Origin of the sequence: Mesorhizobium sp. M7A.F.Ca.US.006.01.1.1 (assembly GCF_003997935.1) — a bacterium.
Taxonomy (GTDB): domain Bacteria; phylum Pseudomonadota; class Alphaproteobacteria; order Rhizobiales; family Rhizobiaceae; genus Mesorhizobium.
Genome location: NZ_RZQL01000014.1, coordinates 25,019 through 39,691 on the forward strand (window position 1 = coordinate 25,019; position 14,673 = coordinate 39,691).

At 63.1% G+C, this 14,673-nt stretch carries 11 protein-coding genes; 2 read left to right on the forward strand and 9 right to left on the reverse strand.

Annotated elements, in window-relative coordinates:
* Nucleotides 1-22: 22 nt before the first annotated feature.
* From EN943_RS04700 to EN943_RS04730, 7 genes are all read right to left on the reverse strand, one after another.
* Nucleotides 23-247: a hypothetical protein gene (locus EN943_RS04700; protein WP_024501734.1), complete on the reverse strand. Its 225-nt coding sequence runs from the start codon at nt 245-247 to the stop codon at nt 23-25.
* Nucleotides 248-680: 433 nt separating this feature from the next.
* Complete coding sequence (locus EN943_RS04705) at nt 681-1,796, reverse strand: glycosyltransferase family 9 protein (RefSeq protein ID WP_127411718.1); 1,116 nt, start codon at nt 1,794-1,796, stop codon at nt 681-683.
* Between the two features lie 262 nt (nt 1,797-2,058).
* A complete protein-coding gene (locus EN943_RS04710; RefSeq protein WP_348630100.1) occupies nt 2,059-3,222 on the reverse strand; it encodes a glycosyltransferase family 9 protein in 1,164 nt (387 codons plus the stop codon).
* Nucleotides 3,223-3,341: 119 nt separating this feature from the next.
* Complete coding sequence (locus tag EN943_RS04715; protein ID WP_127411719.1) at nt 3,342-4,565, reverse strand: GNAT family N-acetyltransferase; 1,224 nt, start codon at nt 4,563-4,565, stop codon at nt 3,342-3,344.
* Nucleotides 4,566-4,577: 12 nt separating this feature from the next.
* Entirely contained in the window at nt 4,578-5,807 is a 1,230-nt protein-coding gene (locus EN943_RS04720; protein ID WP_127411720.1) for a GNAT family N-acetyltransferase, read from the reverse strand.
* Between the two features lie 8 nt (nt 5,808-5,815).
* Nucleotides 5,816-7,129, reverse strand: coding sequence for a hypothetical protein (locus EN943_RS04725; protein ID WP_164778075.1), 1,314 nt, complete (start codon nt 7,127-7,129; stop codon nt 5,816-5,818).
* Nucleotides 7,120-8,289 (reverse strand): glycosyltransferase, encoded by a 1,170-nt coding sequence (locus EN943_RS04730; protein ID WP_127411722.1) that lies wholly within the window; start codon nt 8,287-8,289, stop codon nt 7,120-7,122. Before EN943_RS04730 ends, EN943_RS04725 begins: the two co-directional genes overlap by 10 nt.
* Nucleotides 8,290-8,646: 357 nt before the next feature.
* Between EN943_RS04730 and EN943_RS04735 the strand changes: the two genes are divergently transcribed.
* Together EN943_RS04735 and EN943_RS04740 are read left to right on the forward strand one after the other, a co-directional pair.
* Entirely contained in the window at nt 8,647-9,816 is a 1,170-nt protein-coding gene (locus EN943_RS04735; RefSeq protein WP_127411723.1) for a DUF1972 domain-containing protein, read from the forward strand.
* Complete coding sequence (locus EN943_RS04740; RefSeq protein WP_127411724.1) at nt 9,813-11,066, forward strand: cellulase family glycosylhydrolase; 1,254 nt, start codon at nt 9,813-9,815, stop codon at nt 11,064-11,066. Before EN943_RS04735 ends, EN943_RS04740 begins: the two co-directional genes overlap by 4 nt.
* On the opposite strand, the gene EN943_RS04745 is transcribed toward EN943_RS04740, so the two are convergent.
* Nucleotides 11,029-12,360, reverse strand: coding sequence for a VpsF family polysaccharide biosynthesis protein (locus EN943_RS04745; protein WP_127411725.1), 1,332 nt, complete (start codon nt 12,358-12,360; stop codon nt 11,029-11,031). The genes EN943_RS04740 and EN943_RS04745 overlap by 38 nt on opposite strands.
* Nucleotide 12,361: 1 nt before the next feature.
* Nucleotides 12,362-14,464, reverse strand: coding sequence for an exopolysaccharide transport family protein (locus tag EN943_RS04750; protein WP_127411726.1), 2,103 nt, complete (start codon nt 14,462-14,464; stop codon nt 12,362-12,364).
* Nucleotides 14,465-14,673 lie beyond the last annotated feature (209 nt).

A 14,673-nucleotide genomic window follows, 5' to 3' on the forward strand; every position in this document is an offset into this window, starting at 1 on the left:
CAGGAACAAGCCAGTCACGCCCTCAATCGTCAGCAGCCGGCGTCAACTCGAGCTCCGCCGGCGACAGCCCTTGCTGCAACTGGCTCAGCCGGAATTCGTCGACCCAATAGGCCTCGCCGTCGACCAGAACCCGGGCCTGGTAGGTGCCGGCCGAAAAACGCTGCGCGGTGATGTAGACCTTGTGACGATCAAGCGCCTTGCGCACTGCGGAGCGCTTGGAATTCTGACCTGTGACGGGACTGAACATGACACTGCCCTCGGTCGCCCTGACACGCAACGCGGCCGCTGCCGGCAGCCTGACGACTGAGGTCAAAGATGGCGGAGACGCTCCGTCCTGTCAATTTGGAAGCACACAACCTGATCATGCACGGTGGCGCGGTGCCGTCCGCCACCATCCTGCCGCCGGAACATGTCGGGTTACCCGTCAGCTTGGCGATGACGACAGGATCGTTATCGCCGTGACGCTGGTGAGTTGCTGGCGCTTGTTAAGCGTCGGCTTTTCGTAAATCTTTTTCATTAAAATCCCCAAAGCCCCGAATGGCCGCGCCAAGTGGGGCACCCACCAGCGCTTTGTCAAGCGAACGCTGAAATACCTTCGGCGGAAAACCTCCTCGCGCACGCGCGCACATGCTACCGCGTCAGCGGGGATGCTTCGCGAGGACTGCCGACCGACTGCCGCCCTACGTGGCAGGCATGCCCGAATGAGCAGATTTTTGAACTTCCGTGCCGATGAGATCGAGTGTCGCCGCCGCGACATCGGCAACCTGAAGCCGCTGGACGCAGTAGACCCCACCGGGGTTATTTTCTTTACACAAACCCGGAGCGATGCATGGGCAAGGCATGGGCGGCTGGAGCGTTCGGCTGGGGACACCGAACGGGCCCCATTGCTCAGGCGACGTCAGACCGTACAGCCCCACCGCTGGAGTTCCGACAGATGCCGCGATGTGCATCGGGCCGCTCTCATTGCCAAGAAAAATCGACGCTTCGGCCAACAATGCCGTCAGAACCTCAAGCGAGGCTTTTCCGACGACACTTGCGACCGGCGACGCTGCCCCTTCAAGGATCCTTTGCGCGGCAAGCCCTTCATCCGGCCCACCAACGAGCAGGGATCGCAGCCCGGTTTTGGCGTATACCTCGTCGATGACCGCCGCAAAATGTTGCGGCGGCCAACAACGTCCTTCGAACCTCGCGCCGGCATGCACGGCCACATATGACTTCTTCGCCAAAGCGTTTCCCGCAAGAAGCCTGGCACATTCTTCCTGGGCAGTCTTGGTCGGCTGCAGCCGAGGCGTTGGGTCCTGACAATCCAACCCAAGGGCGCGGAGTGGAGACAGGTTCCTGTAGAGATAATGCGGTCCGCCATCTCCGAAGGTCGCGGCGAGAACGTTTGCAAGCTGGATTTCCCAGAACTTCATCGGATGCTCGGGAGGATCGAAGCCGACGCGAAGTGGAGCTCCAATCAAACGATGCATGATCCGCGAGGTTTTCGAATCGGTAAGGTCGATGCTAAGATCGAATCTTCGACGCCGCAGATCAGAGATGACGCCACGATAGTCGCTCAAACGCTTGCCCAGAGTCCTTCCTCTGCCACGGGATTCAAAGCCAACGGCAACATCGGCGATCCCTTGCGCGACAATGAACTGCTTGAGACCCGGCGCACAAAGCATGGTTACCGATGCTTGTGGATAAGAAAGACGCAGATTGCGAACCAAAGCAGATGTCAGAACGACATCTCCAATGTACTTTGTTTGAATAATGAGGATGGAACGAATCCCATCTCCTAAACTTGCATTCATCGAGATGATCTGCCGAAAACGCTAACTTAAAAAAATCTGCCGAGGACACTCACTTCTGAACGTCAAGCGGCGCTTTCAAATATAGAGCCAACCAACCCTGTCAACAAGCTTGCCGTGCCTTGGTGCCTCTTTGCATCGGTCGTTGGCGACCGGCAAACGCTTGTCCTAATCCTTCAATCGCCGCCGCAAGCGGCGCGTCACACCCGACCGGCCTTGAGCAGCCCCGGATGGAGCACACGCGCAGCTTCGTTCGGTCGCCAGCCTACGAAGCGGCCGGCATGCCCGAATGAGCGGATTTTCGAACCTCCCCGATGAGATCGAGTGTCGCTTCTGCGACTTCAGCAACCTGAAGCCGTTGAACACAATAGACTGCACCTGGGTTGTATTCTTTACAAACACCTGGAGCTATACATGGACAAGGCAGGGATGGCCGGAGCGTTTTGTTGGGAACAACAAACGGACCCCATAGATCAGGAGACTGCATACCGAACAATCCCACCGCCGGAGTTCCAACAGACGCTGCAACGTGCATCGGGCCGCTGTCATTGCCAAGGAAAATTGCCGCTTCTGCCAACGACGCGACAAGGACTTCAAGCGAGGCCTTTCCGACCACAGAGGCCACCGGGGACGTTGCCGTTTCAACTATGCTTTGCGCAACGGGCCTTTCATCAGGCCCACCGACGAGCAGGGATCGCAGCCCGGTTTTGGCGTATACCTCGTCGATGACCGCAGCAAAATGTTGCGGCGGCCAACAGCGCCCCTCAGACCCCGCGCCTGCATGCACGGCCACATACGACTTCTTTGCCAAGCCGCTTTGCGAAAGAAGCCTGGCACACTCCTCTTGAGCAATCTTGGTTGGCTGCAGTCGAGGGGTTGGATCTTGAACCGCTAACCCAAGGGCGCCCAGTGGAGACAGGTACCTGTAGAGATAATGGGACCCACCATGGCCGAAGGGCGCCGCGAGAACGTTTGCCATCTGGATTTCCCAGAACTTAAACGGACGCTCGGGAGGATCGAAGCCAACGCGAAGTGGGGCGCCGGTCAAACGATGCATGATCCGTGAGGTTTTTGTATCGGTAAGTTCGATGCTGAGATCGAATTTTTGACCCCGCAGAGCAGAAATGACGGCATAATAGTCGGTCAAACGCTTGCCCAGAGTCCTTCCTCTGCCACCGGATTGAAAGCCAATAGCAACATCGGCGATCCCTTGCGCGACAATGAACTGCTTGAGACCGGGCGCACAAAGCATGGTTACCGATGCTTGTGGATAAGCAAGACGCAGATTGCGAGTCAAAGCAGATGTCAGAGTGACATCTCCAATGTACTTCATTTGAATAATGAGGATGGAACGAATCCCATATCCTAAACTTGCATTCATCGAGATGATCTGCCGAAAACGCCAAATTAAAAAATCCGCTGGGGACACTCATTTCTGAACGTCAAGCGGCGCTTTGAAATATAGAGCTAACCAACCCTGTCAACAAGCTTGCCGTGCCTTGGTGTCTCTTTGCATCGGTCGTCGGCAGGACCGGCAAACGCTTGTCCTCAGTCCTTCAATCGCCGCAAGCGGCGCGTCAGGCCCTGGACGGCCTTGAGCAGCCAAGGACGTGACCGAGTCATGCCTTCGACCCGGCTGCGCAGCAAAATGGCTGCGTTGGCAGCCCTGCCCCGCACCGTCACCGGTTCGCAGATCTCGGCCAGAACCGAGCTCGCGGCGCCGATATGTTGCTTGTAGCCCTGGCCGCCGACCGACAGGTCGAAATAGTCGAAGCCCCGCTCGCATCCCCACATCATCAACTTGCCCATCGTCGTCAGGCCGGGTGAGACATTGGCGACCGCATTCTGGTCGATGCCGAGCAGGAGGGCGTGAAGTGTGCCTTTTCTGACCAGCACATAGATGGAGGCGAGCCAGGCTTCACCGACGCGTAGCCCGAAGAGCCGCACCGATCCATTGGACAGGCCTTGCAGCGCCGCTGCGCGGTAGAAATCGACGACCGGGGCCTGCGTCAGGAGGTCGAAACGCCCGAGCTCGCGAAAACGCTTCAGCCGCAGTTCCAGCAGCACATCCAGGAGCTCCTCGGTCAGATCAGGCGTATCGGCCGCGACCAGAGCGAGGCCACCAAGCTGTTCGAAGCCGCGGCAATGTTTGCGGAAGGCCTTGGCGAAGGACGGCTTGCAGATCCGCTTGATGAGCGTCTCCGGGTCGCCATGCAGCACGAGGCCGGAGGTGACCTGGATGGAGTCGCGCGCCACCGAAAGCAATGCCAGCGGATTGACCACGCCGTGGATCTGCTGCGGGATTCCCGCGATATGGATGCGATCCGCCGGTGGCAGCACGGCACGGACCGCCGCCCACATGGCGTCGGCACTCTGCCTGGTCCACGCTCTCCCATCGGCCAGCAGCGGCACCGAGTAGTCGCACACGCGGCAACTCAGCCATTCGATCACGTGGTGGCCGAAGGCCCGGCGCCGCATCAGCGGCAGCAGCATGGCCGGCGCGCCGGTCACGGCGTCACTCACCTCGACGAAGACCAGGTCCGCGTCTTTGGGCATCAGCCGTGCGGCGATTCCTTCGACCCAGGCATAGTGCTGATGGGCAGTGCAGACGCCGTGCGCCTCAAGGAGCAGCCATAGCAGCCTTACGGTGTCGAAACTGGTGTGCAGCCGAGCCGTGAAGTGCTCGGTTGCATCAGCATTGGCAACAGTCGGGGAAAACAGCCCACCGGGCAAATCCGTGGTCGGAGTCGTTCGCGTCGCGTAGCTTGCCACATGCTTCTCCCGTCATTCTGATCCCCCACGCAGGCGCCGCAAATCCCGCATCAGTCCCTGGAGCCTCTTCAGCAGCCGAGGTTTGGAGCGCACGAACACCTCGGTCCGGTTGCGGACCTCGATGGCTGCGCTCACGAGGCCGCCTCGCACCGTAATCCCGTGGCAAAGCTCGCGCAGGCCCGAACCCACGGCACCCATATGTTCCTTATAACTCTGGTTGCCTACTGACAGGTCGAAATAATCGAAACCGCGGCCGCGCGCCCAGCTCATCAACTTGCCCATGATCAGAAGTCCCGGTGAGACATTGGGCACCGCGCCCTGATCGATTGAGATCAGCAGAGCATGAACGGTGACTTGATGGATCAGCAGGTATTGTACCGCGATCAGAGCTTCACCAACACGCAACCCGAAGAGCCGCACCGACCCATCCGACAGACCCTCGAGAGCGGCGTTTCGATAGAAGTCGACAACCGTCGCCTGCGTCAGCAGATCGAAGCGGCCCAGTTCGCGAAAGCGGCTGAGCCGCATCCGGACCAGGCCGCCGAAGATAACCTCCACCAGGGCCGGTGTGTTGGCTTCGACGAGTTCCACGTCGCCAAGCCGTTCGAGGCGGCGCCAGTCCTTGTTGAAGGCCTTGACGAAGGATGGCCGGCATAGGCGCTTGAGGACGGTTTCCGGGTCGCCGTCGATGGCGAGGCCGAAGCTGGTATGCAGGGAATCGCGCGTGGCCGCGAGCAAGGCCAGCGGATTGGCGACGCCGCTGATCGATTGCGGAATTCCCGTGATCTGGATCCGGTCCGCCGGCGGCAGCACGGAACGCACCGCGGCCCACGCGGCCTGCGCCGATTGCGTCGTCCACGGGCTGGCATCGGCCAGCAGCGGTGCCGAATAGTCGCAAACGCCACAGCTCAGCCATTCGATCACCCGATGGCGGAAGGCCGGCCGCCGTATCAATGGCACCAGCATTCGCGGCGCGCCCGTCACCGCATCGTTTACCTCCACGATGAGCAGTTCTGCACCTTCCGGCATCAGCCGCGCGACGATCCCCTCGGCCCAGGCATAATTCTGGTGGGCGGTGCACACACCGTCCGCCTGAAGGCGCAGCCAGAGCGGCCTCACCGCTTCCAGGTTGGTGTGGAGCCGCGCCGTGTAGGCATCGATGGCCACGACGGTGGCCGGATGCGAGGACTGGCCATCGGGCGAGCCGGTCACCGCAGCAATTTGCACCGCCTGGACTGCCATGTTTTTTCCTATCGCTTTGCCGTAGCGAACGGCAGCGTCCGCCGCCACACGCCCAACCGGCTGTCGCGCGCCTCATCGGGATGCTCGATATTCCACATGCGGTGATGCGCGAAATACCATGATGCCACGAGCACGAACATCTCTGAGACGGCGGAACCCAACAACGCCCACGGCGGAGACGCGATTGCCAGCAGGGCCGCGATCAGCGCCAGCCCGACGACCGCGCCGCCCGTCGTGATGAACGCGACGATCCGAAAATCGCCGAGTATCTCAAGCACGATGCGGGGCATGATATAGAGCATGATCGGGACAAAATTCGCGATCACGAAAAGTCCGATGAACCAGGTCGAAGCGTCCTGGAGAGCCTGGGATCTTATCATCGGCAGGACGAACATGATCGCACATCCATAAGCAAGGCCGCCGAGCCCCATGACGAGCGCCCAGATCTTGGCCTGCGTCCAGACACGGCCTGTTTCATTGTTCCGCATCAGCCTGGCGAGATCCGGCTGCGTCATGTTGACGAATGCAAGGCTGATGATGCGCAGCGGAGCAAACAGCACCAGAACCGCCGCCAGCGGTGCGTAGGCGGCTGGCCCGGCAATGCCGGCGACCAGCAGCGCCAGACATTGACCCTGGATGTTGGTGGTGGTCGCGCTGAATGCCGACCAGCGCAGCTGGGGCCAGAGCCTGACATAGCGTCGCCGCGTCGGCATGCGGAAGCTGATGCGAAGCGAGCGCCGGGCCAGCCGGACCAGGACGAAAATGCCGAACACATTTGCCGCGGCGAGTGCATAGAACACGGTCTGCAGCGGATCTTGGACCAACCAGACCGACAGCCCGGTCAGGACACAGCCGGCGACTGTAAAAGCGCCATCGCTGATGGAGACGACAACCTGCTGGCGCCGTGCGAAGAAAGCCGTGCGCATATGGCTGCGCAGCGACCAGGCACCGACGAAGCAGCCCGCGGCAATTCCGCTCGGATCGCCAAGGACATGCATCAGAACAGCCGTGCCGACGGCCATCAGCAACGCCACGATCAGCGCCGCCGTTCCGAACGCCACGTCATAGGTATCGACGCCGGCGCTGTTGGTGCTCTTGCTCATCCAGATGCTGGCGGGAACGGCGGTGAGCGACCTGATATAGGACAGGCCGACACCGCCCATCACCATGCCGATGGCGAAGAGGCCGTAGCCCTGCGCCGACAGCATGTGCAACAGCATGATGTTGAGGGCAAAATGAAAGCCGCTCTGCATCGCCTCGCCGCCGATCATCAGCACGAGGCGTCGAACCAGATGGCTCGGAAACGATAACTTCACGGCCATGTCTCCGCTTCGCGGGCAGCAGGCGCCTTGCCCGGCCGCGCGATGGTCGTCTTCAGCTTGTCGGCGGCGATCGCGGTGATCGCCGCGGCCGCGACCGGCTCGCTGAAGATCGCCTCGTAGCGCGCGCGCCCGGCAGCGACAAACCCGCGCCAGGCCTCAGGGGCGAGGATGATCTCCTGCAATTTCGCGCCAAGAGCTGCTGCGTCGCCGGGCGGGACATGCCAGCCGGTCTCCCCGTCGCTGACCACTTCCACCAGCCCGCCGATCGCCGACACAAGCGGCGGCCGGCCATAAGCCATCGCTTCGATGGCCACGCGGCCCAGCGATTCCGGACGCCGCGACGGCACGGTGACGATGTCGGCCCAGCGATAATGCTCCGAGGGGTCGGGAATGAAAGGCAGGACTCCGACGCGCCCGGCAAGCCCCATGGTTTCGACCAGTTCGGCAAGCGCACGCTCGCGCTCGGTGCTTTCGAAGGCGCCGCCGACCAGCCGCACCTCGACCCTCGCCTGGAGTTCTGCCGGCATCGAGGCGATCGCCTCCAGCAGGACCTCCTGCCCCTTGATCCGGTTGATGCGGCCGAGCAGCAGCACCCGCAATGGGCGCTTGCCGTCATACGTCATCGGTTCGACCGCCGCCGGCCCGGCAACGCCGTTGTAGACGACATACGCGCGTGCCGCCTGGGGATCGCCAAACGCGGCGCGTGTCGCGCGCGAATTGAAGATCAGATCCGCATGGCTCCAGTGCATCAGGCCGACAAGTACCCTGCGCATGGCGCCTTCGGGGATCTCGTGGATATGCAGGACGGCCTTGTGAGGCAGCAACCGCGCGGCCAGCGCATAGTCGGCCACGATCGAGGTGTTGACATAGACGAGGTCGCAAGATTTGAGGCGTCGCCACGCCCTGAACACGGCAACCGGCAGTCGCGCCATCTCGACTGTCGCAAGGCGCGCAATGGCCTGGCGCCTCAGCACCCAGAGCGGTTCGAAGACGATCCGGCTGGCATGCGCTTCCAGAATCTGCACGATCGGCCCGCTGCGCGGCAAGACCACTTCGATGTCGGCCGACGGAAACGCGGCGCGCAGCGCAGCAACGCTCTCCGCGAAGCTGCGGTCAGAACCATAGAGTTCATAACCCTGATGAACGCAGGCAATCCGCATCTTCATATCCCGCCGGGTGCTACCACCATCGCGCTGGGCAATTGTGGCAGAAGCCCGTCCGCAAGAATCATGCCCGGTTCGATATGTCCGACTATCGGTTCGATATGTCCGACTGTCGGTTCGATACGTCCGACTCCCGGCCGCACGCCCCTGGCATTGCTTCGCTTCGATACAACTACGCACAGAAGGGTTGACCGAGAATGAAACAACCACCGGGTTCAACACCGTTTTTTTACAACCCAGCGCGATGATCCCCTCCCAGGATGCCGAAATCGGGAGATGGCACGGAAGTTGCCGTCCCCTCCTATAAATTAAGCAATACCTAATATATAGAGATATGTGAAAGTGCCGCCGGCCATGAAACCAGAAACGCCCGCCATTCTGATCCTGGGGACCCGCGGCATACCCGCGGCCCATGGCGGCTTTGAAACCTTTGCCGAAAAACTGGCGCTGTTTCTTGTCGGGCGCGGTTGGAAGGTCAGCGTCTATTGCCAGGATGAGGTCGAGCGGATCGATCAGCGGGTGCGCAGCGAAACCTGGCGCGGCATCGAGCTCATTCACATCCAGGTCGCCTCCAAAGCACCGCGCGCGACCCTGGAATTCGACTGGCAGTGCGCCCGCGACGCCGCCCGGCGACCGGGCGTTTGCCTGGTGCTCGGCTACAATGGCGCGATCTTCCTGACCTGGCTCAGGCTGAAGCGACGCAAGATATTCACCAACATGGACGGCATCGAGTGGCGCCGCCCAAAATGGGGAATGGCGGCGCGAACCTGGTTCTGGCTCAACGAATGGATCGGCGCATGGGCCTCGCATCGGCTGGTCGCCGATCATCCCGCCATCGCAGATCACCTGGCGACACGGCGGCCGCGCAGCGCCATCGCCACCATCGCCTATGGCGCCGATCCGGTGACATCAGCGCCCGAGGCGCCGGTCCGGGCGCTCGGCCTCGAGCCCGGGCGCTATCTCATCTCGATCGCGCGCATCGAACCCGACAACAACATCCTGCCGGTCGTCGAAGCCTTTTGCTCCGCCAAGCGCGACATGAAGCTGGTGGTGTTGGGAACGTTGTCCGACGACATTCCCTACCATGCCGCCATCCGCAAGGCGGCGAACGGCTCGGTGGTCCTGCCGGGCGCCATTTACGACCAGGCAACGGTGAAGGCACTGCGCTTCCACGCCCGCGCGTATCTGCATGGCCATACGGTCGGCGGCACCAACCCGTCGCTGGTCGAGGCGCTGGCGGCCGGCAACATGGTGATCGCGCACGACAATCCCTACAACAGGTGGACCGCGGGGGCTGCGGCGATCTACTTCACCGACAAGGACAGTTGCGCCGAGCGGATGCAGCAGGCGCTGGACGATGATGCCCTGGTCAAGGCCTGCGGCGTTGCGGCCAGGGCGCGCGCCCGCGACGCCTTTCGCTGGGACGATGTCCTGCTCGCCTATGAAAATGAGGCCTATCATTTGCTCGGCGTGACCACCGCCAAGACCACCGCGATGGACCACGCATCGCCAGGAACCGTATGACAGGCTGGTCGCGTCGGCGGGTGCTGCGGACGGCGCTTTCCACTGCGGCGGCTCTCGGCTCGCTCCCGGTCGCTCGCGCCGCCGCCGGGCCGCGGTTTCGGCGCGGCGTCAACGCCTGGCCCTGGTTCTCGCTGACGCGCGAATTTCCCGCCCCCCGCACCGACTATGGCTGGCCGCCCTTCCAGTCGCAACGGCCGGTGCCGACACCGGACGACCTGCGCCGGCTGCGCGAGACCGGGCTCGATTTCATCCGTCTGCCCGTCGATCCCGGCCCTTTCCTGGCCGCCGACGCCAAGACGCGCAGTCAGTTGCTGGACATGCTGGACGCGGCTGTCACCGCCACCCTCGACGCCGGTCTCGGCATCATCCTCAACATCCAGGCCAATGCCGCCACCCATTACTGGAACCCCGACCGCATGGTCTCCAGCACCGTGGCACCCGCCTTCGATCTCTATCGCGGGCTGGTCGGCGAGCTTGCCGGCAGGCTGGCGCGGTTCCAGCCCGGCAGGGTGGCGCTCGAGCCGGTCAACGAACCGGCGCAGGCCTGCGCGTCGAACGTCTGGTTGCAAATTCAGCTCGCGCTTCTGACCGCGGCAAGGGCATCGGCAGCGACCCTGCCGCTGGTCCTCACCGGAGGCTGCGGCTCGATGGTGAGCGGGCTGACCGCGCTCGATCCGGCACCGCTGTCGCCCTTCGAGCCGATCCTGTTCACCTTCCACTTCTATGAGCCCTATCTGTTCAGCCATCAGGGCGCGCCCTGGATGCGCGAGCCCGTCTACCGGTCGCTCAACAATGTGCCGTGGCCGGCATCCGCCGGCTCGCTGCAACAGACGCTGGCATCGGTCAGGGCGCGCATGGCGCAGGACACCGAAACCTCTGCAGATGCCAAGCAAGCCGCCTATGCCGAGACCGAGCGTGTGCTGAAAGTCTATTTCGACGCCCAGCCCGACCGCTGGTTTGTCGACAAATATCTTCGCCAGGTTCGCGATTGGGCCGACGGCCATAGCCTTGCGCCGGAACGCATCATCATGGGCGAGTTCGGCGCGCTGCGCACCGACGCCCGCTATGTCGCCGCGCCCAACCCGGATCGCGGGCGCTACATCGCCGATGTCAGGCGGAGCGCCGAGGAACTCGGCTTCGCCTGGGCACTGTGGGATCTCTTCGATGGTATGGGCATGATGGACGACACCACCCGGGCGCTGGACCCCGAAATCATCGCGGCGCTTGGCCTGACCATGCCGGCGGACTGACCGGCCTGAACGCTGCCTGCGCCGGCCGGTAGAGCACCAATGCCAGCACCACGAATTTGGTCAGCAGCGTCGTCTTCGACGCGACGCTTTCCGAGGTGTTGATCAGGATGACCCAGCCCAGCATCGGCAGCCAGATGCCGGGATGGCAGCGGCGCGCCACCTCGAACAGGAACAGCACGAAGCCGAACGTCAGCAAAAGGGTGAAGAAGGCGCCCTGATAGAGGACCGTGCGGATGATCGGATTCTCGATGCCCTGTTCGAGACCGTTGATGCGACGCAGACTGTCGATCAGCTCGACATCCGGCCCCACGATCAGATCGTGCAATTCCAGGTGCTTGAAGAGCTCGAACATCTCGACGCGGGCATTGGCGCTGCCGCTGTCCGACACGAAGCGCTCCAGCAGCGCGTCGAAAAAGCCATAGTATGCCGCCACGATGATGACGACCGGCAGCAGCGCGGCAAGCATGAAGCCGAGTGCCGCACCCAGGAGATTGACGCGGCCCTGGCGCAATCTGGTGATGCCCTGAAAAAGCAGGTAGCAGCCGCCGAGCACCACCGTCGTCACCATCGCGGTGCGGCCGCCGAAGGCGACGAGTGCCGCGCATTGCAGGCCGATCAACCCTATCCGCACAGGCATCGACAGGGATCTGGCACCGGAGAGCAGCGCAAGCACATAGATCGACGTCACCATGGCATTGGCAAGCGGATGCCCCTGCAGCGCGCTCGAGCGCAGATCGGTGGTAAACGCCACGCCGTCCAGGCGATAGGGGAAGATAAGCGTCTTGGTGGCGAACTCGAAAAGGGCAAGCAGCGCATTCGCCGTCATGACCACGTGAACGACGGTCTGCAGCCCGGCGAAGGTCCGTTCGTCGTCCTCGCTGAGCATCAGCACCAGAAGTGCCGCAGCGACGAACGTATCGATCATGCCGGCCATGCCGGGCCGCTGCCTGGCGATGACGACGAACAGAAGCACGATCGATATGGCGGCCATCAGCGCGCTGGCCGGCCGCCTGTCGGCGAGATGGACGATATGGCCGGCCGGATTGCCTGATGCGCAGGAGCGCCAGGCAAACAGGAGGACGATGAGATAGGTGGACGGGTGGATCTTGGTCGCCGGGTTGCCGAACAGGCCATCATAATTGTAGCCGACCAGCCACAGCATGCCGCCCGAGATGCTGAACAGCACCGCTACCGCCGAGATCAGTCCGAAGCGCGTCAGCGCATCGACCGACGTGCCGGCGCGAGGCGCGGCGGCACCATGGTTCGAAGCGCTTGCGCTCCAACTGGCCGCCATATCAGGCGGCCTCGTCGACCAGCAAGGCGGCTGTCGGCAGGCGCCCCATGACGGAAACCGCCTGCGAAGTCGTCGTGACGTCGCGCATCGGGGTGGCGTTCAGCGTGGCGACGAGCACGATCTCGTCGGCCATGGCGACCAGCGGCGAGGCATTGAGATTGTCGGCCAGCGCGCCACCGTCGATGACGACGAGCTCGAAGCTCCGGCTGGCCCGGGCCAACATCTGTTGCGCAAAATAGATGCCATGCGCTTCCTGGAAGACCGCCTTTGAGCGGCCCCTGCCCAGCACGGCAACGTTGCTGCCGGCGGCGTAATGGCTGACGGCCTCGAAGGCGTACTCGCCGCGCAGCACATCGAGAATTCCCGGCTGCGGATCCTTCTGGTCGCCGCCGCCGGCATTGGCATCGATGAACAGCACACGGCTGCCCCTGGATGCCGCGGCATTGGCCAGCAGCCGCGCCACCCGGCTGCGCTGCGCGCCCTCGCCCGGCGACGATGTCACCAGGATGGAAGGCACCAGCGGCCAGTCCGCCGGACGCTGGCCTGAACTGAACATGCGCCTCAGCGCAAGGCCGACGACGGCGTCGGTCTTCTGGCTGGAGCCGGCGGCGCGCGCCCCGCCGAAAGGCCACCAGCGCCGGCCGGTGTCTGACTTTGCCGGCACCACGCCCAGCACCGGCGCGTCGATGGCCGACTGCATCTGGGCGCTGGAAAGCACTGTCGGCGAGGAATATTCGGCGATCAGCGCCAGACCGGTGCCGAGCCCAAGGCCGCCGAATATCGCGCCCAGCAACAGCAGCGGCAAAGGCGGCCAGCTCTTCTTCAAGGCGGGCATGGCGTTGGAGATGATGCGCGCATTGGTGCTGTCGACATTGATCTGCTCGCGCGTCTCCTGGGCGCGCTGGAGATAGTTCGAGTAGACGGAACGCAGCGCCTCGAGATCGCGCTGCAATTCGCGCAGCCGCACCGAGGCCTGGTCGGTGTCGAGCGACTTGCTCTTCATGCCCGCGACCTTGGCTTCCAGCGCCTGCTGGTTGGCCAGCGCCCGTTCGTAGTCGGTCTCGGTGGCGGTGGCGATACGGCCGAGTTCGCGTGCGATCAGCTGGCGCGTGTCGCGCAGCTGCTGCTGGGCGGCGATCAGCGAGGGATGACGCGGCCCCAGCTCCGTGCCGAGCTGCGAGACCTGGTCGACCAGCGTCGCCTCTTGCGCCCGCAGGCTGGAGATCACCGCCGAGCGCATTGCTTCCGAAGTTGCGTCCGCCGTGCCGCTCTGCCGGCGCATCTGGTCGACCTGCGCCTTCAGCGCCGCGGTGCGGCTTTGCGCCGCCGAAAGCTGCGTGTTGATCTCGGTCAGTTCCTGGTCGCTGACCAGATTGCCCGCCGCCATCACCATGTTGTTGGCGGACTTGTAGGCCTCGACGGCATTCTCGGCCTGCTGGACGCGTTTGCGCTGTTCGTCCAGCCGCGCGGTGATCGACTCGGAGGCGTCCTTGGCCATTTTCGCGCGCGCGCTCGCCTGGTCGACCAGGTAGGCCTGCGCGATGGCGTTGGCCAGGAGGGCGGCCTTGTCGGCGCTCTTGGCGGTGACGATGACGTCGAGGACCAGGACCTTGTCGGCCCGCTTCACCGCCAGGCGACGGCGCAGCGCGTCGAGTGTCTGCACCGACCTGTCGCCTTCGGCTGATGCCGAACCGAGCAGGCGCGACAGCAAGCCTTGCCCATTGAATTCCGGATCCTGCGTCAGGTTTGTCGCCGCGATCGCCCGCATCAGCACGCCTGTCGACTGGACCACGCTGACCTGGCTCTCGACCTGCGTGATGCCGCCATCGGGTGAGATACGGCTGGGATTGACGTCGTTGGTGACCACCTGCAGGTCCTGCGGGTCGATGAGGATTTCCGCCGCCGAACTGTAGAGCGCGGGCGTGAAAAGGCCGTAGAGCAGGGCGGCCAGCGTCAGCAGTGCGACGGTACCGAAGATCCAGAACCGGCGGCGCACCAGGATGCGCTTCAGATCGCCCAGTTCGACAGTGGAGGCTGCGTATGATCCCGCGCGTGCCGCATCCGGGGAGTGTTGCTGAGGAACCATGGGCAGGGATGATTGCATGGCTGCCTCCGACAATACTCCATATGCCGGCAAGATCAGTTTGCGGCACTAACCTAGCTATTCCTCCAACTGTTAAAACATTGTTAATTATGTTGAGAGGTGACGTGAATTTTGGCACGCGGTTTGCTTAAAAATATACATATCGAGATGTTGGCTACGTAGCGAGCGGAGACGGATGCAGATGGGGCTACAATTTGACCGGACCGGCC

Bases quoted from the DNA above. Each gene is read 5' to 3' on its own strand.
- EN943_RS04700 (WP_024501734.1), bottom strand. From the start codon at position 247: ATGTTCAGTCCCGTCACAGGTCAGAATTCCAAGCGCTCCGCAGTGCGC.
- EN943_RS04705 (WP_127411718.1), bottom strand. From the start codon at position 1,796: ATGAATGCAAGTTTAGGAGATGGGATTCGTTCCATCCTCATTATTCAA.
- EN943_RS04720 (WP_127411720.1), bottom strand. From the start codon at position 5,807: ATGGCAGTCCAGGCGGTGCAAATTGCTGCGGTGACCGGCTCGCCCGAT.
- EN943_RS04725 (WP_164778075.1), bottom strand. From the start codon at position 7,129: ATGGCCGTGAAGTTATCGTTTCCGAGCCATCTGGTTCGACGCCTCGTG.
- EN943_RS04730 (WP_127411722.1), bottom strand. From the start codon at position 8,289: ATGCGGATTGCCTGCGTTCATCAGGGTTATGAACTCTATGGTTCTGAC.
- EN943_RS04735 (WP_127411723.1), top strand. From the start codon at position 8,647: ATGAAACCAGAAACGCCCGCCATTCTGATCCTGGGGACCCGCGGCATA.
- EN943_RS04740 (WP_127411724.1), top strand. From the start codon at position 9,813: ATGACAGGCTGGTCGCGTCGGCGGGTGCTGCGGACGGCGCTTTCCACT.
- EN943_RS04745 (WP_127411725.1), bottom strand. From the start codon at position 12,360: ATGGCGGCCAGTTGGAGCGCAAGCGCTTCGAACCATGGTGCCGCCGCG.
- EN943_RS04750 (WP_127411726.1), bottom strand. From the start codon at position 14,464: ATGCAATCATCCCTGCCCATGGTTCCTCAGCAACACTCCCCGGATGCG.